Origin of the sequence: Aeromonas sp. FDAARGOS 1408, assembly GCF_019048665.1 — a bacterium.
Lineage (GTDB): Bacteria > Pseudomonadota > Gammaproteobacteria > Enterobacterales > Aeromonadaceae > Aeromonas > Aeromonas dhakensis.
In genome coordinates this window covers 1788174-1807274 of sequence record NZ_CP077394.1, presented here as the reverse complement: position 1 = coordinate 1807274, position 19101 = coordinate 1788174, and the positions used below count along the sequence as shown (strand labels likewise).

General features: G+C 61.2%; 13 protein-coding genes. 8 read left to right on the top strand and 5 right to left on the bottom strand.

Annotated elements, in window-relative coordinates:
• Positions 1-34: 34 nt before the first annotated feature.
• The 6 genes from I6L38_RS08520 to I6L38_RS08495 all read left to right on the top strand — a co-directional run bounded on the left by I6L38_RS08520 (position 35) and on the right by I6L38_RS08495 (position 10271).
• Positions 35-457, top strand: a complete 423-nt coding sequence (locus tag I6L38_RS08520) for a CBS domain-containing protein (RefSeq protein WP_005301012.1) — start codon at positions 35-37, stop codon at positions 455-457.
• Positions 458-673: 216 nt separating this feature from the next.
• Positions 674-4588, top strand: coding sequence for an ATP-dependent RNA helicase HrpA (gene hrpA, locus I6L38_RS08515; protein WP_201880608.1), 3915 nt, complete (start codon positions 674-676; stop codon positions 4586-4588).
• Between the two features lie 63 nt (positions 4589-4651).
• Positions 4652-5503, top strand: a complete 852-nt coding sequence (locus I6L38_RS08510; protein WP_201880605.1) for a hypothetical protein — start codon at positions 4652-4654, stop codon at positions 5501-5503.
• Positions 5504-5609: 106 nt separating this feature from the next.
• Positions 5610-5897, top strand: coding sequence for a 50S ribosomal protein L25 (rplY, locus tag I6L38_RS08505; protein ID WP_005301003.1), 288 nt, complete (start codon positions 5610-5612; stop codon positions 5895-5897).
• A 205-nt stretch (positions 5898-6102) separates the two neighbouring features.
• Complete coding sequence (locus I6L38_RS08500) at positions 6103-9273, top strand: hybrid sensor histidine kinase/response regulator (protein ID WP_201889261.1); 3171 nt, start codon at positions 6103-6105, stop codon at positions 9271-9273.
• Complete coding sequence (locus I6L38_RS08495; protein ID WP_010633956.1) at positions 9270-10271, top strand: HD domain-containing phosphohydrolase; 1002 nt, start codon at positions 9270-9272, stop codon at positions 10269-10271. Before I6L38_RS08500 ends, I6L38_RS08495 begins: the two co-directional genes overlap by 4 nt.
• Here I6L38_RS08495 and I6L38_RS08490 read toward each other — a convergent pair.
• The 4 genes from I6L38_RS08490 to I6L38_RS08475 form a co-directional block, all read right to left on the bottom strand.
• Complete coding sequence (locus I6L38_RS08490) at positions 10261-10905, bottom strand: MBL fold metallo-hydrolase (protein WP_043171356.1); 645 nt, start codon at positions 10903-10905, stop codon at positions 10261-10263. The two genes, I6L38_RS08495 and I6L38_RS08490, sit on opposite strands and share 11 nt — an antisense overlap.
• Positions 10906-10930: 25 nt before the next feature.
• Positions 10931-12031, bottom strand: coding sequence for a tRNA 2-selenouridine(34) synthase MnmH (mnmH, locus tag I6L38_RS08485; protein ID WP_043171354.1), 1101 nt, complete (start codon positions 12029-12031; stop codon positions 10931-10933).
• Complete coding sequence (gene selD, locus I6L38_RS08480) at positions 12028-13065, bottom strand: selenide, water dikinase SelD (protein ID WP_043171353.1); 1038 nt, start codon at positions 13063-13065, stop codon at positions 12028-12030. The genes mnmH and selD overlap by 4 nt, the downstream gene beginning before the upstream one ends.
• 383 nt (positions 13066-13448) lie before the next feature.
• On the bottom strand, positions 13449-14633 hold the full coding sequence (locus I6L38_RS08475) for an acyltransferase (protein ID WP_043171352.1): 1185 nt from the start codon (positions 14631-14633) through the stop codon (positions 13449-13451).
• Positions 14634-14887: 254 nt separating this feature from the next.
• Between I6L38_RS08475 and I6L38_RS08470 the strand changes: the two genes are divergently transcribed.
• A complete protein-coding gene (locus I6L38_RS08470) occupies positions 14888-15532 on the top strand; it encodes a glutathione S-transferase family protein (RefSeq protein ID WP_043171351.1) in 645 nt (214 codons plus the stop codon).
• Between the two features lie 476 nt (positions 15533-16008).
• Here I6L38_RS08470 and I6L38_RS08465 read toward each other — a convergent pair whose 3' ends face one another.
• The gene (locus I6L38_RS08465) at positions 16009-17202 is read right to left on the bottom strand and encodes a class I SAM-dependent methyltransferase (RefSeq protein WP_005300980.1); all 1194 of its coding nucleotides are present in this window, start codon (positions 17200-17202) and stop codon (positions 16009-16011) included.
• A 347-nt stretch (positions 17203-17549) separates the two neighbouring features.
• Here I6L38_RS08465 and I6L38_RS22710 point away from each other — a divergent pair, with 347 nt between their 5' ends.
• The gene (locus I6L38_RS22710) at positions 17550-19064 is read left to right on the top strand and encodes a flagellin (RefSeq protein ID WP_043171350.1); all 1515 of its coding nucleotides are present in this window, start codon (positions 17550-17552) and stop codon (positions 19062-19064) included.
• Positions 19065-19101 lie beyond the last annotated feature (37 nt).

The window sequence follows — 19101 nt, the reverse complement described above, 5'->3', positions numbered from 1 at the left end:
CTCCCGCCCGGGAGGCAGGTTGGGGGAACGCACGATGGAATCACTCAAGGCAAAGGATTACATGCAGACTCGTCCCATCACCTTCAGCGCGGAGATGATGGTGCAGGCGGCGGTGGAAAAGTTTCTCAACAGTCGCCAGCTTGGCGGCCCCGTGGTGGACGAACGGGGCCACCTGGTGGGTTGGGTCTCCGAGCAGGACTGTATCGCCGTCATGTTGAAAGAGGCCTATCACTGTGAACAGGTAGCCCAGGTCAGGGATGTGATGCGCAAGGAGGTGCTGGCCGTCGGCCCCGACACCAGCATCCTCGAGCTGGCCGAGATGATGATGGGACAAAAGCCCAAGATCTATCCGGTCGTGGAGGAGGGGCATCTGCTCGGGGTCATCAGCCGCCACGACGTGATGCAGGCCATCCACGCCCAGCTGGGGACCTGTTTCGTACACAAGGCTCGTGCCTGAGGACGCTGTTTTCACCTCGTCAGCACGTTGGCAGCACAGAGCAGGCACCATGCCTGCTCTTTTATTACCGCATGGGGAATGCCGATGCCCGCTGTGATACAGGCTTCATCCCCCTCGGCGCCGCTTTAAGGCTTGCACCGTCCAGCCTCGCTCTTTAGGATCTCCCCCAGCTATCGATATGGCCCTTGATGGGCACTCTTTTAAGGAATTCGTACCTTGTCTCTCTCTATCGAGGCGCTGCGCCGCCGTCTATCTGCCTGCATGAACCTCGACGCCCGCCGTCTCTCCAGCCGTCTGCACGGGGCCAAGAAGCTGCCGGAAGCCAAGCAGGCCGCCGTGCTCGAGACCATTGCCGCTGACCTGGATGTGGCCGAGGCGCGCTATCAATCCCGTCTGGCCGGGGTGCCCAGGGTCACCTATCCGGACAACCTGCCGGTCAGCCAGAAGCAGGCGGAGATCGCCAAAGCCATTGAAGAGCATCAAGTGGTGATCATCGCCGGCGAAACCGGCTCGGGCAAAACCACCCAGATCCCCAAGATCTGCCTGGCGCTGGGGCGCGGGGTGAAGGGCTTTATCGGCCACACCCAGCCGCGCCGTCTGGCGGCCCGTACCGTGGCGGCCCGTATCGCCGAGGAGATGGAGTCCGAGCTTGGCCACTACGTGGGTTACAAGGTGCGCTTTACCGATCAGGTGAGCGAGCAGACCCACATCAAGCTGATGACCGACGGTATCCTGCTGGCGGAGATCCAGAACGACCGGATGCTCACCCAGTACGACACCATCATCATCGATGAGGCCCACGAGCGCAGCCTCAACATCGACTTCATCCTGGGTTACTTGAAGCAACTGCTGCCGAGGCGCCCCGATCTGAAGGTCATCATCACCTCGGCCACCATAGACCCGCAGCGTTTCTCCCGCCACTTCAACAAGGCGCCGGTGATCGAGGTGTCTGGCCGCACCTACCCGGTGGAGGTGCGCTACCGCCCGCTGTTTGTTGATAAAAAAAGCAGTGACAAGAGCGAAGGGCTGGAGGAGCGCGACGAGCTGCAGGGGATCTTCGATGCGGTCGAAGAGCTGGCCCGCGAAGGGCTGGGAGATATCCTCATCTTCATGAACGGCGAGCGGGAGATCCGCGATACCGCCGATGCCCTGCGCAAACTCAACCTGCGGGATACCGAGGTGCTGCCGCTCTACGCCCGCCTCTCCAACGCCGAGCAGAACAAGGTGTTCCAGCCCCACGCCGGGCGGCGCATCGTGCTCGCCACCAACGTGGCGGAGACCTCGCTGACCGTGCCGGGCATTCGTTACGTGATCGATCCGGGCACGGCCCGTATCAGCCGCTACTCCTGGCGTACCAAGGTACAACGCCTGCCCATCGAGCCAGTCTCCCAGGCCAGCGCCAACCAGCGTAAAGGGCGCTGCGGCCGGGTGGCGGACGGTATCTGTATCCGCCTCTACTCCGAGGAGGATTTCAACGGCCGTCCGGCCTTTACCGACCCCGAGATCCTGCGCACCAACTTGGCTTCCGTCATCCTGCAGATGCTGGCGCTCGGCCTTGGCAACATGGAGGCGTTCCCCTTCGTCGAGCCGCCGGAGTCACGCCATATCAAGGATGGCCTGACCCTCTTAAAAGAGCTGGAGGCGGTGCGCGAGCTGCCCGCCACCGGCGATCGCGAAGCCAAGCTGCAGCTGACCGAAATTGGTCGCCAGCTTTCGCGCATCCCCCTTGATCCGCGCCTGGCGAAGATGGTGATCAGCGCCGCGCAGACCGGCTGTTTGAGCGAGGTGATGGTGATCACCGCCGCCCTCAGCATTCAGGATCCCCGCGAGCGGCCCATGGAGAAGAAGCAGGCCGCCGACGAGCAGCACAGACGCTTTGAAGACAAGGAGTCCGATTTCCTCGCCTTCGTGAACCTGTGGAACTACCTGAAAGAGCAGCAGGATGCCCTTGGTAGCAACCCGTTCCGGCGCATGTGCCAGAAGGAGTTTCTCTCCTACCTGCGGGTGCGCGAGTGGCAGGACATTCACTTCCAATTGCGTCAGACGGTCAAAGAGCTGGGTTTTAAAGCCAACCAGGAGCCGGCGGATTTCAAGACGGTGCACTGCGCCCTGCTGACCGGCCTCTTGAGTCACATTGGCAACAAGGATCTGGAGAAGCCGGAGTTTCTCGGGGCCCGCAACGGCCGTTTCCACCTGTTCCCGGCCTCGGGCCTGTTCAAGAAACCGCCCAAGTGGGTGATGGCCGCAGAATTGGTGGAGACCTCGCGTCTCTACGCCCGCATCAACGCCAGGATTGAACCCGAGTGGGTGGAGCCGCTGGCGGGCCACCTCATCAAGCTGCACCACAGCGACCCCCACTGGTCGAAGAAGAACGGCGCCGTCATGGCCAAGGAGAAGGTGACCCTCTATGGCCTGACCCTGGTTGCCGAGCGCACCATCAACTTCAGCCGCATCGATCCGGCCCTGTGCCGCGAGCTGTTTATCCGCCGCGCCCTGGTGGAGGGGGATTTCGAGACCCGCCACCGCTTCTTCAGCGATAACCGCAAGCTGCTGGCGGAGGTGGAGGCGCTGGAGCACAAGTCGCGCCGTCGCGACATCCTGGTGGATGACGAGGATCTGTTCCGCTTCTACGACGCCCGCCTACCGGAGGATGTGATCTCCGCCCGTCATTTCGACAAGTGGTGGAAGGAGGCGCAGAAGCAGGACGCCGAGCTGCTCAACTTCGAAAAAGAGATGCTGATGAAGGGGGATGCGGCCCACATCAGCGATCTCGACTACCCCAACTTCTGGCAGCAGGGACGCCTCAAGCTCAAACTGACTTACCAGTTCGAACCGGGGGAGGCCGCCGATGGCGTGACCCTGCACATCCCGCTGCCGCTCCTGAATCAGGTGGAGGTGAAAGGGTTCGAGTGGTTGATCCCGGGGCTGCGTCACGAGCTCTTGGTGGCCCTTATCAAGTCGATGCCAAAACCGATGCGCAAGAACTTCGTACCGGCCCCCAACTATGCCGATGCGCTGCTCGCCAGCATCAACCCCGAACAGGGGCCGCTGCTGGACGAGATGGAGCGCCAGCTGCGCCGCATGACCGGTGTGGCCGTGCCCCGCGAATCCTGGGACTGGGCTGCGGTGCCCGATCACCTGAAACTCACCTTCCGGGTGGTGGACGACAAACACAAGAAGGTGGCGGAAGGCAAAGACCTGGAGGCATTGAAAGAGTCCCTGCGCGGCAAGGTGCAGGAGACCTTGTCACAAGTGGCGGACGACGACATCGAGCAGTCCGGCCTCACCCTGTGGAGCTTTGGCGAGCTGCCGAAGGAGTACAGCCAAAAGCGCAGCGGCTTCGAGGTGAAGGCTTATCCGGCCCTGGTGGATCAGAAGGATTCGGTCGCCATCCAGCTGGTGGAGAGCCCGGTGGTGCAACAGCAGCTGATGTGGGCCGGTCAGCGCCGGCTGGTGCTGCTCAACGTGCCATCTCCCATCAAGTATCTGCAGGAGAAGCTGCCCAACAAGGCCAAGCTGGGGCTCTATTTCAATCCGTTTGGCAAGGTGGCGGAGCTGATCGATGACTGCATCGCCTGCGGCTGCGACAAGCTCATCGAGCAGCACGGCGGTATGGCCTGGGATGAGGCCGGCTTCGAGGCGCTCAAGGAGTATGTCCGCGCCGAGCTCAACGACGCCGTAGTGGAGGTAGCCAAACAGGTGGAAGCCGTGCTGACCCTCTCCCATGAGATCAAGAAGCGGCTCAAGGGAAAGATGCAGCTCGACACCGCCTTTGCCATGTCCGACATCCAGCAGCAGCTCAGCAACCTCATTCACAAGGGGTTCGTGACCGAGACCGGCTGGCAGCGGCTGCCGGATCTCTTGCGCTACCTGCGCGCCATCGAGCGGCGCCTGGAGAAGCTGGCCATCGACCCGAACCGGGATCGGGTCTACATGCTCAAGGTGCACAGCGTGGAATCGGAGTACAAGGCACTGCTGGCCAAGATCCCCAAATCCCAGCTGGTACCCACCGAGGTGGCCAACATCCGCTGGATGATCGAGGAGCTGCGGGTGTCGTTCTTTGCCCAGAATCTGGGGACCCCCTATCCGGTCTCCGATAAACGGGTGCTAAACGCCATCGCCCAGTGCTAATCTGCTGAGGAGAAAGGCCGCGGGTGCGCTACCGGCTGCCTGGACGCTAACGGAGGAGCAAGGATGCTTGGATTCTGGTTAGGGATGGCGATGGTCAACATCAGTGGCTATCAACCCATTGCCGAGCAAACCTGGGTACAGTTGAACCCGGAGTACTACCCGCTGCATCGCACCCCGCCCGCCATGTTCGTGGCCTGGCGGGGTAATCAATTTCCCACCCTCGAGCTCAAGAAGAAGAAGGGACGCTGGCAGGTGTTGTTTCCGGCCCGGCTGGTGCCTCCCTTCGATCTGTTCGAGGGGGAGGCCGAGCTTTCCAAAGCTTATCTGGCAAGATTGCAGCGCATCGACGAAGCGGCCTACGGGCTGGCACCCATTACCCCGGCGGCCTATCAACCTCATCCGACACAAGAGGTGGCGACCCTAGCCGTGCCCTTCATGGCGGAGTTTGCCGTGCCCCCATCACCGGGCCAACCCAAGGCAAATGAGCAAGGGGAACCCCTGCTGGCTGCCTTGTCACAGCAGGCCAGCTGGCAGACGCCAGCTACCCGGTTGGCGCAATTTGAGTCATCGCAGGGGGATGGGCAGGGGATGATGGTGCCTGTCAGCAGCACGCTGACGCTGGCAGCGCCGGCGGCTGGCGGCAAGCGGGTCTGTCATCAGGTCGCCGCAGGAGAGACCCTCTGGCGCATCGCTGCCATGCTGGCCCAGAACGGGACCGTGACCGGGGTAGCGGGGGATACCTACAGCTATTTGCTGGCCATAGTCGATGACAACCAGGCGCTGAGGGGTCAGGGCATCAAGGTGAAGGCGGGAGATACCCTCTACTGCCCGGCGCCGCAGACGCTGGCCCGTTTCGATGCCCTGAGTCCGGCCCAGCGATTGCAGCGTTTTGCCAGATTGGAACAGGGACGCTGAGGTCTCTTGTCACTGCTCGGGGCCCGTGATAGTATTCGCGCTCGTTTTGCGAGGTGCCGACCGGTCGCAGTCTGCACCATAAATTCATCTAAAAGAGATACATACTATGTCTTTCGTATTCCAAGCTGAAGTCCGTTCTGACCTGGGGAAAGGTGCGAGCCGCCGCCTGCGTCACGCTGACCAAGTTCCTGCCATCGTTTACGGTGCAGGTAAAGAAGCCGTGTCCATCACCGTTGACCACAAGAAATTCATCCTGGCCCAAGAAAAGCCGGAATTCTACGAGTCCGTACTGACTCTGGTTATCAACGGCGAAGAAGTTAACGTAAAAGTGAAAGCTATCCAGCGTCACCCGGTACGTTACAAGCTGCTGCACCTGGACTTCGTTCGCGTCTAATCGACCACGAACGTTCCTGTGAAGAGGCCACCCAATCGGGTGGCCTCTTTGTTTTTACGGAATTTTTTCCCGATAAAAATAAAATACTCAACTAGTGCTGTTAGTCTTTACTTGTAGGCATGATTGACAGCAGGACACCAATTGTGGTGCTCTGACATATATAAAGTATTCGAACAAGTCCAATCACGGGGTGGTGTTGACCGTCATGAAGGGAATCATACGGGGATATTTCCTACTGTTCTCACCCATTCTGGTGCTGGTCCTGGTGGGGGGATACCTGCTGGGGGACGCACTGGTCGAGCGCGAGCTCTATCGTGTTCGCAGTGATGAGAGCACCTTCCTGGCGCTCGCCAGCAGTCGTCTCGATGACGAGCTGGCGGTGCCGTTGCGCCATGTGCGCAGCATGTCGGAAGAGCCCATTCTGCTCGAGGCGGCGAGCCGCGGCGAGCGTGACACCATGGCTGCCCAGTTTACCATTCTGATGAACCGCAATCCCGACTATGCCCAGGTGCGCTGGTTGGCGCCGGACGGGATGGAGCGGGTGCGTATCGATCGTCAGGGTCAGCATCTGCAGCGTGTGGCCGACGACCAGCTGCAAAACAAAGGGGAGCGTTACTACTTTCGCGATGCCATGGCGTTGCCCTGGGAGCGGGTTTACGTTTCGCCGCTCGATCTCAACGTCGAACACGGGGTGATCGATCGCCCCTTCAATCCCATGATCCGCATCGCCAAGCGCATGCGTCTGGGGGGCCGCGATCTGGGCTTGCTGCTTATCAACGTGCAGGCCGCTCGCATGCTCAAGGAGTTCACCAACAGCAGTGGCAAGGCCGCCGATCACACCATGCTGCTCAACCAGGACGGTTATTGGCTGCGCAGCCCGGATCCGGCACAAGAGTGGGGGTTCATGCTCGAGCGCCCGGACCTCACCTTGAAGCAATCTTCTCCCCGGGCCTGGCAGGCATTCTGGGGCGCGTCGAGCGGCCAGGTTGAGCTGGCAGACGGGCTGTGGAGCTGGACCACCCTGTACCCGGCACTCAATCACGATCAGCTGATCTGGAAAGCCGCCTCCATGGTGCCACGCAGTGAGCTGCTGGCCATTCGCACTCACATCTGGGGGCTCATCTCGGCCAGCTGCGCCACCTTGCTGTTGCTGTTCGGTGCCGGAGTGGCCTCGCTGGTGCACAGTCGGCATCGAGAGCAGTTGGCACAGCAGGAGGCTGCCAGGCTCGCGCGGGTCAAAGGGGATTTCATCGCCAACATGAGCCACGAGATCCGTACCCCCATGAACGCCATCATGGGGTTGACCTACCTGCTCGAGCAGGGAGGGCTCGACGATGGCCAGCGGGCCCTGGTGCGCAAGATCCACCAGGCCGGGCAGGCACTGCTCGGGATCATCAACGACATCCTCGATTTCTCCAAGATTGAGTCGGGCCGGCTCGAGCTCGAGCAGGTGCCATTCAGTCTGGAAGAGGTACTCGATCACGTGGCAGCCATCATGTCCACCTGCGTGGGCGAAAAACACCTCGAGCTGGTGGTGAGCAGTGCCCCCGAGCGGGCCACTCACCTGGTTGGGGATGCCCTGCGCCTCGAACAGGTGTTGCTCAACCTGACCGGCAACGCCATCAAGTTCACCGAGTGCGGGGAGGTGGAGGTGAAGGTCGAGCTGGAAGCCGAGCAAGATGGCACCGCCACCTTGCTGTTTCGGGTGCGCGACACCGGGATCGGCATTCCGCCCGAGCAGCAGGCCAACATCTTCAATGCCTTCTCCCAGGCCGACTCCTCCACCAGCCGCCGGTTTGGCGGAACCGGGCTTGGCCTGACCATCAGCCGCCGTCTGGTGAGCCTGATGGGGGGCGACATCGGTGTCACCAGCGAACTGGGCAAGGGGAGCGAATTCTGGTTCCGTGTCCGGCTGGCTCAGGTAGAGCGACCCGAAGTCTTCCACGAACGGCTGCAGCACGTCTCGCTGCTTATCGCCGACGACAACCAGGTGACCCGCGATACCCTGTCGATGACGGTGGGCTCCCTCGGCTGGCAGTCACGGGTGGTGGAATCGGGCGAGCAGGCCTTGCACCATCTGCTGCGCCAGGGGGAGCGTTTCGACGTGATCCTGCTCGACTGGATGATGCCGGGCATGGACGGGCTCGAGACCTGCGTGGCCATTCGCCGTGCCTTCGAACAGCAGGATCGCTCGCCGATCATCATCATGGCGACCGCTTATTCCCAGGAAGAGTTGATGCGCCGCCCCGGTTCGGAGCAGGTGGATCTGGTGCTGCACAAACCGGTCACCGGCTCCAGTCTCTACAACGCGGTGGCGCGCCTCATTCACGAGAAGCGCGAACATGTGGAGCCGCTGGAAAGCGGTCAGCGCCATCAGCGCCTGCCGGACGTGCACATACTGCTGGTCGATGACAGCGACATCAACCTGGAGGTGGCAACCCGCTTGCTGCAGCGGGAGGGGGCCGTGGTGATCACCGCCATCGATGGGGAGCGGGCTCTGGCCTGCCTTGCCGACTCGGCGCAGCGCATCGATCTGGTGCTCATGGACGTGCAGATGCCGGTGATGGATGGTTACGAGGCGACCCGTCGTCTGCGCCAGCTGCCGGGACGGGAGGATATCCCCGTGCTGGCACTCACCGCTGGGGTGTTCAAGGATCAACGCGAAGCAGCGCTGGCCTCTGGCATGAACGACTTTATCGCCAAGCCGCTCGACGTGGAGCAGCTCATCGCAACCCTGCTGCGCTACCTGCCCGACAGTGTGGCACCTATCACGGTCAGCGACGCGCCGTCAGCCCAGGAGCCGGTGGCCGGCATCGACATCGATACCGGTCTTCGTAACTGGGGCGAGGCGTCGGTTTATCTCAAATACCTGCGGCGTTTTCGCGATGACTACATGACGGTCGGTACCGTGCTGCCGGGTTACATCGCCCAGCACGAGACGGACGCTGCCGCGAGCCTGACCCACAAGCTCAAGGGGGTGGCGGGCAGCCTGTCGCTCACCGATGTGGCGCGCATCAGTGCGGAATTGAACGAGGCCATCGAACAGGGGGGGGACACCAGTCAGCTCATCGCCCCCTTGCTCGAGGCGCTGGAGCGGGCGCAGCAGGCCATCGACATCTATGCCGGGCGCGAGCCAGGTGCCGTCAGCTCCCCGCTGGCGCAGGGGGAGGCGCAGGAGGTGTGCCTGCACGCCCTGCGTCAGGCCCTCATGAGCGAGGATCTGGAGCTGATCGAGCCTGCGCTGGGTCAGGCCAAGAGCTATTTGCCCACTGAGCTGGTGAGCGAGATCAGTGCGGCCCTGGAGCTGTTCGACATTCAGCTTGCCACCTGCAAGCTGGAGGATTATCTGGAGAATCGGGAGGCACCTGGATCATGAACCGACCGCGTGTGCTGATCATCGACGACGAGCCGAGCAACCTCGGGCTGCTGCGACAAATCCTCAAGGAGGAGTACAGCCTCTTCTTCGCCAAGGGAGGCGAGGAGGGGCTGGCCGCCGTGGCGCGCCACGAGCCCGCCCTGATCCTGCTTGACGTGCGTATGCCTGACATGGATGGCTACGAGGTGTGCCGCCGGCTCAAGGCCGATCCGGCCCACGCCGGGATCCCGGTGCTGTTTATCACGGCGAGCGATAACGCAGACAGCGAGAGCCAGGGGTTCGAGGCGGGCGGGGTGGATTATATCTACAAGCCGGTCTGCCCGAGCACGGTGCGCGCCCGGGTGCGCAACCACCTCTCTCTGGTGCGCCTCGATCAGCTCGAGCACAGCTACCGCACCGCCATCGTGATGCTGAGCGAAGCGGGTCACTACAACGACACCGACACCGGGGTACATATCTGGCGCATGGCCGCCTACGCCCGCGCGCTGGCCAGTGCGGCGGGCTGGAGTCCGGAGCAGTCGGAGCTGCTGGAGCTGGCGGCCCCCATGCACGACATGGGCAAGATTGGGATCCCCGATCACATCCTCAAGAAGCCCGGTCCTCTCACCGAAGAAGAGTGGGTCATCATGCGCACCCACCCGCGCATCGGCTACGAGATCTTGAGCCGCTCAGACGCCCCCATCTTTCGGATGGCGGCGGAGATTGCCTTGCATCACCACGAGAAGTGGGATGGTTCGGGTTACCCCGCAGGGGAGACCGGCGAAGGGATCCCCGAGGCGTCGCGGATCGTGGCCATCGCCGATGTGTTTGATGCTCTGAGCGTGCGTCGCCCTTACAAGGAGCCCTGGCCGTTGGAGCAGGTGCTGGCCACGCTGCGTGACGGTGCTGGCCAGCATTTCGATCCCCGGCTGCTCGCACGTTTTCTCGAGATCATGCCGGAGATCTTGCGTCTCAAGAGCCAGTGGGACACCCGCGAGGAGCGAGAGATCACCAGATAGGTTGCGTCAGGTAGGGATTGCTTGCCTTCTCGCGGCCAAACGTCGAGCTGGGGCCGTGCCCCGGAATGAAGATGATGTCGTCCCCCAGCGGCAGCAGGGTCTCGGTGATCGACTTGATCAGCGTCCCGTGATCCCCGCGCGGGAAGTCGGTCCGACCTATGCTGCCGGCAAACAGCACATCGCCCACCCAGGCGAGCCGCTCGGCCTGGCTGAGCAGCACCACATGGCCCGGAGTGTGACCCGGGCAGAAGTAGACCTCCAGCTCGCACTTGCCAACCTGCACCTTGTCACCCTGTTCGAGCCAGCTATCCGGTGTAAAGGCCGGAGTATGAGCAAAGCCGAACATCTGGCTCTGCTGGGGCAGCATGTCGAGCCAGAAGGCATCTTCCCTGTGGGGGCCTGTGATGGTGATGCCGGTTCTGTCGCGCAGCTCTGCGGCGGCACCCACGTGATCCAGATGACCGTGGGTCAGCAGGATGTGAGTGAGGGTCAACCCCCGTTTGGCGATGGCGGCCAGCAGCTTGTCCGCCTCTCCGCCCGGATCGATGAGGGCGGCCTGATGGGTCTCGTCGCACCAGATGAGGGAGCAGTTCTGGGCAAACTGGGTGACCGGGATCACCTCGAATTTCAACATATGGGGTCCTCTTGTACGGTGAAGATCAGGCACGCTGCTGGGCAAAGAAGTCGAGGCAGGCCTGCTTGTCGCCCTGGAAGATGACGCGCTCGCGCTTGTTGCCAAGCTGGTAGAGATACATGGGGTCGTAGTAGCGGGTCAGCAGCAGAGTGATCCAGGCCAGGTGCAGTTCGGTGTGGCCACTGCGGCCTTGCTCTTCGAGAGCCACTTGCATCAACTGATCCAGCTCGCGATGGGCCTGATCGCCGAGCCGGCGCTTGAGTCTGGCCAGGGCATCGGTGAGGTAGGCGGCAAACAGCGGCCAGCCCTCTTCGGCGCCGAAACGCTCCTCATAACGCAGCCAGAGATCGTGTACATAGTCTTGGCGGATCTGCTCGGCGCGCTCCTCTTGCGGCACCTCGACCACCACCAGCGGGGCCTGGCTCATGGTGTCAAACAGTGAATTGGGCAGGCAGCAGCGGCCGATGAGGCGGCTTTCGTCTTCCACCACGAAACGCTGCTCCCCCTGCTGACGGCGCTTGAGCAGCTCGATGGCCATGTTGTTTTCAAAGTTTATGTTGCTGGGCTGGCCGCCGGGTAGTTGGCCAAAGGACGATCCCCTGTGATGGGCATGGCCTTCCAGATCCAGCGCCTGGGCCACCTTGGCCAGCATGTGGGTCTTGCCGGAGCCGGTCATGCCGGTCAGCACGCTCCAGTGGCACTCGGCTGCCGCCCCGTCGAGCGTGTCGATGAGGAAGCGACGCAGATCCTTGTAGCCACCGGCCACCCGCGGGCGGGTGACTCCCGTCTCATGCAGCCACTGCTGTACCGTTTGCGAGCGCAGACCGCCGCGAAAACAGTAGATCACGGCATCCGGCTGCCGGCGCAGCTGGGCCAGCCAGCCTTCGAGGCGCTCGGCCCGCACCGCGCCACCGACCAGTTGATGGCCCAGTGCGATGGCGGCCGCCTGCCCCTGCTGCTTGAAGCAGGTACCGACCTGGGCCCGCTCGTCATCTGTCATCAATGGCAGATTGGTCGAGCAGGGGAAGGCCCCCTCCTTGAACTCGATGGGGGCGCGCAGGTCGATGAGCGGAACGTCATCCAGAAAAATCCGGGCGTAATCCGTGGCCAGTGGCAGAGCACTCATTGGACAACCTCGATGAACTGGTTGCCGGTTTGGGCCTGCAGTTGGCCGATGGGGGAAAGGGTCAGCCCTGCCTGTGCGGCAATGGCGAGGAGCTCGGCTTCGCTTTCTTTACCGACGGCTACCAGCAGGCCGCCGCTGGTCTGCGGATCGCACAGGATGTTGCGGGTGCGATCGTCCATGGCGTCCAGCTTGGCGCCATAGGAGTCGAAGTTGCGCAGGGTACCGCCCGGTACGCAGCCCTCGCTCAGGTAGTAATCCACCTCGTCCAGCAGCGGCAGCGCCTTGAAGTCCAGGCGGGCACTGACGCCGGAACCTTCGCACATCTCCAGCAGATGGCCGGCCAGACCAAAGCCGGTCACGTCGGTCATGGCGTGTACGCCGGGCAGTTCGGCAAAGCGCTGGCCAATCTTGTTGAGGGTGCACATGGCGTTGGGGGCCAACTGCTCGTGCTCGGGCTTGAGCTTGCCCTTTTTCTGGGCGGTGGTGAGGATGCCGATGCCAAGGGGCTTGGTCAGATAAAGGATGTCACCCACCTTGGCGGTGTCGTTCTGTTTGATGGCGTTGAGCGGCACGATACCGGTCACCGCGAGGCCGAAGATGGGCTCGGGGGCATCGATGCTGTGGCCGCCGGCCAGAGAAATACCGGCTTCGTGACACACCTGACGGCCACCGTCAATCACCTGCTGGGCCACTTCCGGCGCCAGGGTGTTGATGGGCCAGCCGAGGATGGCAATGGCGACAATGGGTTTGCCGCCCATGGCGTAGATGTCGCTGATGGCGTTGGTGGCGGCGATGCGGCCGAAGGTGAAGGGATCATCGACGATGGGCATGAAGAAGTCGGTGGTGGAGACGATACCCTGACCGTTGCCGATATCGACCACGGCCGCGTCATCCTTACTGCTGTTGCCGACCACCAGGGTCGGGTCGTCAAAGCCCGGGATCTGGCTCTTGAGAATGGTGTCGAGCACCTTGGGAGAGATTTTGCAGCCGCAGCCAGCGCCGTGGCTGTATTGGGTCAGACGAATGGAAGACATACTTTCCCCTTGTGTGTGCAAACTTGCGTGTACAAATAAGTGCAGCGGCTCTGTATAGCCGTCAAATGTGCGCGTATGCGCGCGAAATTCGGGTGGCCCAGGCTGGCTGTGAGCGCAGCGATGTCAGGCAGCCGTGCAAGGCAGTCTGGCAGGACGGGGGAGGAGAGGCGACAGATGCGCCGGCGCAGCCCCGCCAAGGGCCACAGGACGGGCCATTATGCCACAAATGGCCGCTCTGGTTCGAACTGGAATTCACACAAAGCGCAGGGAATTGGCGGCTTTAGAGGAAGGGGGCCGCCCTCGCCATGTCGCTGACAAGGCTCTCCCCAATGTAGCCCCGAAGGCAAGCCATGCTGCCATCGGGGCCATCTTTGGTGGGGAACTTAGCCGGCTTGCTCCATCACCGGCTGGCGAGCCTTGCCGAGCCGGCGCAAGCGCCGTTGCAGCGGCCGCTCCAGCAGGGTGTAGCTGAGGGACGAGAGCCCGATCAGCGCTGCCAGCATCAACAAGGTGGCCAGCACCCCCAGCAGGGGGGTGGTCTGGGCATACCACCACTCGGTGAGCCCCGGCGCCAGATAGTGGACAAGCTCGCAGCCGGTGAGCAGTACCAGGGCGTGCAGCAGGTAGATAGAGTAGGAGAGATCCCCCAGCCAGTTGGTGACGCGGTTATCCAGCAGGCGCAGCAGCGGGCTCTGGCGATCGCCCTGGCAGGCGGCAATCCAGATCAGCAACACGTAGGCGCTGATCAGCAGCAGGGTCAGCTGCGGCGTCATGGTGAACTGCATCAGCGCGAAGGGGAGCAGAAAGGCGAGCAGCAGCGGCAGATCTTGCTGCATCATGGGCCACTGGCGGGCAGCCTTGACCTTCGGCAGCAGCCAGAGGCCGAGCACGAATTCACTCACCCCGCGCCCGATGGCCAGTGCCCCGCTGGTGACATCCAGGGTACCCCGGCTGTGCACGATAAAGGCCAGCACAGTCAGGGCCAGCAAAGGGGCGAGGTTGCTCCAGCGGCTGTGGGTGACGGCGAGCGGAATGAGCAGCGGAAACAGCAGATAGCTAATCCACTCCACGCTCAGCGACCAGGCGGCGAAGTTCCAGGTCAATCCGTGATCGGTCACCACCTGCAGCAGCAACAGGCTGCTTGGCAGTGCCTCGGCCGGGGTAAAGGGGGAGCCGAAGGGGGGCATCCCTTCCCACTCCCACATCTTGAACAGGGGGCCGGCGTAGAAGCCAATCCCATGGTGGGCCTTGTAGAGCTCCCAGCCAACCAGCAGCAGCAGGGTCACCAGGTAGAGGGGATAAACCCGGGTCAGCCGCAGCCAGAGGAAGCGGCCATAACTTATGGTGCGGGGCGTGCGGGCGAAGTCTTCCCCATAGACGTGGGCCAGCACCAGCCCGCTCAAAATAAAGAAGAGATCGACCCAGAGGTAGCCGTTCTCGATGAGTTGGGTGTGGCCGGCGATCGACTCCATCCACTGGGGAAAGAGCAGCAAGCGGGCGTGAAACAGCACCACCATCAGGGCAGCGATGCCCCGCAGCGGTGTCAACAGTGGCAATGATTGATTCATGACGGGATCCTTGATGATGTTCAGCTTGGCCTGACATCGATTTTTGTTGTGGTGCCGCTCATCAATGAGTCGGCGGCCCCGGCTTGGCGGCCGCAGGCGGGATCACCCTACCTAAAAGAGAGCCATACGGGTGTGACTGTCGTCATGAATGCGCACTTATCATCCAAAAACCAGCAAGGGATGAGCGCGGCATCGGAAGTGGAGAAGGGATCTAGACTAGGTGAGTCATCCATCCGCGTGCCAGGAGCATCCCGATGAAACTCTATGCCCATCCTTTCTCGTCCTACAGCCAGAAGGTGCTGATCGCCATCTACGAGAATGCCACCCCGTTCGAGTACCGGAATCTCGAAGAGCCGGCGGCCAACGCAGAACTTGCCGCCCTCTGGCCGCTCAAGCGCTTCCCGGTGCTGCTGGATGACGGTCGCTGCATCCTCGAGAGCAGCACCATAGTCGCCCATCTGCAGGCGCACCACCCGGGCCCTGTCTGCCTGATCCCGCCTGGCGATGCGGGCTTGGAAGTGCATATGCTGGATCGCGTCTTCGACAACTATGTGATGACGCCGATGCAAAAAGTGGTGCTGGATATGCTGCGCCCGGCCGCTGAGCGTGACCGCTATGGCGTAGTGGAGGCCCGCGAGCTGCTCGATCAGATCTACCCCTGGCTCGATCAGCGGCTGGAAGGGCGCCACTGGATTGCCGGCGCAGACTTCACGCTGGCCGATTGCGCCGCCGCGCCCTCGCTCTTCTACGCCGACTGGGCCCACGAGATCCCCGCTGGTTATGGCCGCCTACGTGCCTATCGCGCCCGTCTGCTCAGCCATCCCTCCATTGTGCGGGTGGTGGACGAGGCCAGACCATTTCGGCACTACTTCCCGCTGGGCGCGCCGGCACGTGACTGAATGGAATGATGCATTCCTGCCGACCTGGTGCTTTGACGAGCCGGGAGAGGCAGGGTTGTGACCAACCACAGGGGAAAACAACAATATTCACTCAGGTGAGTGAATATGCGTTTATGGCCGATATTTCCCCGAGATATTTTTAATGTTGATGCGTAACATTTCATGTTTTTGCATAAAACAAATGCCGGGCAGTCCCTGCTGGCGGGCTGTGTATGCCATGCCAAGGGTGAAAGAGGCATGAGAAGCGGGCTAACGATGGGGCAATTCCATATTGAGGATGGCTGTAGTCAGTTGAAGAGGAGAGACAGGGGCACCCATCGCTGCTGGTGGCAACGTCGAGGGGAGGTTATCTCTTTGGCGGCCGCAAGAGCTGCATAAAAAAGCCCGCTTTGATCGCGGGCTTCTGGATGGCTTGCCGGACCCCGGCCCGGCTCTGGAGCCGGGGAGAAGGGGTGGCCAGCGCTGGTCTGCTCGGCTTAGCGGGCCCGCACCACCAGCCCTTTGAGGTAGAAGCCTTCCGGATAGGCGGTACCTATGGGGTGATCGGAGGCCTGGGACAAGAGCTCCAGGATCTGGGCGTCGCGGCCGGCATCGAGCGCTGCATCGGCGACGATCTTCTGGAACAGGCTCTGTTCCATCAGGCCGGAGCAGGAGTAGGTCAGCAGCACGCCACCCGGCGCCAGCAGCTGGAACGCCAGCATGTTGATGTCCTTGTAGCCGCGGCAGGCGCCCAGCAGCTGGGCCTTGCTCTCGGCAAACTTGGGCGGATCCAGCACGATGACGTCAAACTTCTCGCCCTTCTCGCGGTATTCACGCAGCAGCTTGAACACGTCGTGACGGACAAACTGGGTGTTGCTGGTATCCAGCCCGTTCAGCTCGGCGTTCTGGCGGGCGATGTCCAGCGCATTCTGGGAGAGATCCACGTTGACCACCTCCTTGGCGCCGCCCTTGAGGGCATAAACGCCAAAACCACCGGTGTAGCAGAAGCAGTTGAGCACCCGCTTGCCTTCGGTGTACTTGGCGGCGGCCTGACGGTTGTCACGCTGATCCAGATAGAAGCCGGTCTTGTGACCGTTGCGGATGTCCACCAGGATCTTGACGCCGCCATTCTCCTCGATCACCACCGGCTCGTTCGGGGTCTCACCATGGATGACGCCGGTGCGCTCTTTCAGCCCTTCCTTCTTGCGCACCGCCACGTCGGAGCGCTCATAGATGCTGCACTCGGGGTAGAGAGTGCGCAGCGCCTGGGTGATCAGCTCACGCTGGAACTCGGCGCCGGCGGAGAGAATTTGGCACACCAGAAAATCGGCGTAGCGGTCGATGGTCAAGCCCGGCAGACCGTCGGACTCGGCGGCGCACAGACGATAGCCGGTGAGGCCCTGACGCTTGATGAGTCCGTCACGGGACTCTTGGGCGTATTTGAGACGACGGATGAAGAAGTCGAGATCGACGGTCTCATCCTTGTCGAAGGTCCAGACCCGGGCGCGGATCTGGGAGCTGCCGGACCAGGCGCCACGGGCGAGCCACTTGCCGTCATGGGTGAGGATCTCGACGGTATCGCCGTCAATGGGGTTGCCCTGAACCCGCTCGATCCCCTTGGAGAAGATCCAGGGGTGGCGACGCAGCAGGGATTTTTCGCGGCCTTTGACGAGATAGATGGAAGCGCTCATGGGAGTTGCCAGATGGTCAAAAGAAAAGGGGCCACATTCTAAGGGCAATAGGGCTGCTAAGCCAGTCTTTGCTGGCATACGACGCATGACTGCTCTCTGCCCTTGAGCAGCGATCAGGTACCGGCTTCGCGTAATTTCATGAAACTCGGCGTTGGCGTATCTGGCTGCTCAGCTTATCAGTATTGGCCTTAAATGCTTGTTTTTTACTCAAACTCACTCTTTGAGTGCGCAAAATATATCCATATTGGTATTTTTATCTTTATTCTATGCAATTTCCTCTAAAGAGCCATTTGGTGATGTCGATAGTGTGGAGGCCATTTTGAATCTTTCCTTGTATCGAGCTGTCCATGTCACTCTCTATTGCGACCAATGTTTCCTCCCTCAATGCGTCTCGTCATCTTGGTCAGTCATCAAACACGCTGGATTCGGTCTATCGACGACTCTCATCCGGATTGCGCATCAACAGTGCTGCCGATGATGCTGCCGGCTTGCAGATTGGCAATCGTCTCACCAGTGAAGTAAACGGGACCAACACGGCGATCCGCAATGCCAATGATGGGATATCAGTTATCAATGTGGCTGATGGGGCACTCGATGAGTCGATGAACCTGATGCAGCGGATGCGCACTCTCGCGTTGCAGTCAGGGAGTGGTGCCAATACGACAGAGGATCGCATAGCCCTGAATGCTGAATTCAAGCAACTGCAGTTGGAAATGGACCGGATCGCCACAGGTACCCAGTTTGCCGGACAGGAACTGCTGGCGGGGAGTTATAAGGGGATCTTCTCGGTTGGAGCTTATGCAGGTCAGAATACCGTCATCACCGATCTCAATGCACAAACCAAAAATCTGGGGGAGATGGAGTGGCAAGCGCGCAGTCCGGCAGGCAGCAAGCCGGGGGCTTATGACATTGCTGATCTAAAACTTTCATCTCAACCCGTGACTCTCAATGGCGTGATCTTTGACAAGGATTATGCAACCCTGGAAGGGTTCGTAGCTGATATCAATGGCACTACCTTTCCCAATAATCAGGGGCCGGTAACAGCAAGGCAACTGCCATTTTCCGTGGCCTCTTCCGTCGATTTGTCCGCCTTGCCATCCTATATCGATGTGGCGGGCCACTCTGTGGACTTGACCAGCGGGATTGATATAACTGGATGGGATCCGGTCAATCCAACGCACGAAAACAACGATTTGATGAGGGAAGTGGTCAAGCGTATCAATAATACGGCTCAGTCAGCGGGTTTAGGGTTTTATGTAAGCGCGTCCAACAGCAACAATCCTGCCAGCAATACATTGACCGTTTATAGCTCACAGGGGAACAGTCTTGCGCTGGCTAATGGCACAACGCCCCCTCCGCAACCCGCACCACCGGCGCCGCCAGTGAGCAGCAATTCTTCTTTGAGCGCTCTTTTGCCAGATGTGTCCCCCACGACTTATATCGGCCAGATGGAATTGCACTCATCTGGTGACAAGTACTCCAACATCGACATGCAAGGGGCGAGCTTGCATGCACTGGGTTTCTATCAAGCAGACAAGAAGAAATATACCATTGATAATATTGATGTTCTTAATGATGACAATGCAAGCAGAGCGATCAAGACGCTGGATGTGGGCATGAAACAGCTAGGGGTTCAGCGTTCGCGGCTCGGGGCCCAGGCCAATGCACTGGACGCCCGGGTACGAAATCTGGCCAACGCCAATGAGAGCCTCAGTGCTGCCCGTTCACGGATCCGGGATGCCGACATAGCGAGTGAGTCGGCCCGCCTGGTGCGTACCCAGATATTGCAGCAGGCGAGCTCATCCATCTTAAGTCAGGCCAACAGCCGACCCAATATGGCTCTCAGCCTGCTGCAGTCATGATGATGGGGGACGCAGGCAGCACCGCGATCAAATGAGT

Bases quoted from the DNA above. Each gene is read 5' to 3' on its own strand.
- selD (WP_043171353.1), bottom strand. From the start codon at position 13,065: ATGTCTTCCATTCGTCTGACCCAATACAGCCACGGCGCTGGCTGCGGC.
- I6L38_RS08465 (WP_005300980.1), bottom strand. From the start codon at position 17,202: ATGAGCGCTTCCATCTATCTCGTCAAAGGCCGCGAAAAATCCCTGCTG.
- I6L38_RS22710 (WP_043171350.1), top strand. From the start codon at position 17,550: ATGTCACTCTCTATTGCGACCAATGTTTCCTCCCTCAATGCGTCTCGT.
- I6L38_RS08495 (WP_010633956.1), top strand. From the start codon at position 9,270: ATGAACCGACCGCGTGTGCTGATCATCGACGACGAGCCGAGCAACCTC.
- I6L38_RS08500 (WP_201889261.1), top strand. From the start codon at position 6,103: ATGAAGGGAATCATACGGGGATATTTCCTACTGTTCTCACCCATTCTG.
- rplY (WP_005301003.1), top strand. From the start codon at position 5,610: ATGTCTTTCGTATTCCAAGCTGAAGTCCGTTCTGACCTGGGGAAAGGT.
- I6L38_RS08475 (WP_043171352.1), bottom strand. From the start codon at position 14,633: ATGAATCAATCATTGCCACTGTTGACACCGCTGCGGGGCATCGCTGCC.
- I6L38_RS08510 (WP_201880605.1), top strand. From the start codon at position 4,652: ATGCTTGGATTCTGGTTAGGGATGGCGATGGTCAACATCAGTGGCTAT.
- I6L38_RS08470 (WP_043171351.1), top strand. From the start codon at position 14,888: ATGAAACTCTATGCCCATCCTTTCTCGTCCTACAGCCAGAAGGTGCTG.
- I6L38_RS08490 (WP_043171356.1), bottom strand. From the start codon at position 10,905: ATGTTGAAATTCGAGGTGATCCCGGTCACCCAGTTTGCCCAGAACTGC.
- I6L38_RS08520 (WP_005301012.1), top strand. From the start codon at position 35: ATGGAATCACTCAAGGCAAAGGATTACATGCAGACTCGTCCCATCACC.
- mnmH (WP_043171354.1), bottom strand. From the start codon at position 12,031: ATGAGTGCTCTGCCACTGGCCACGGATTACGCCCGGATTTTTCTGGAT.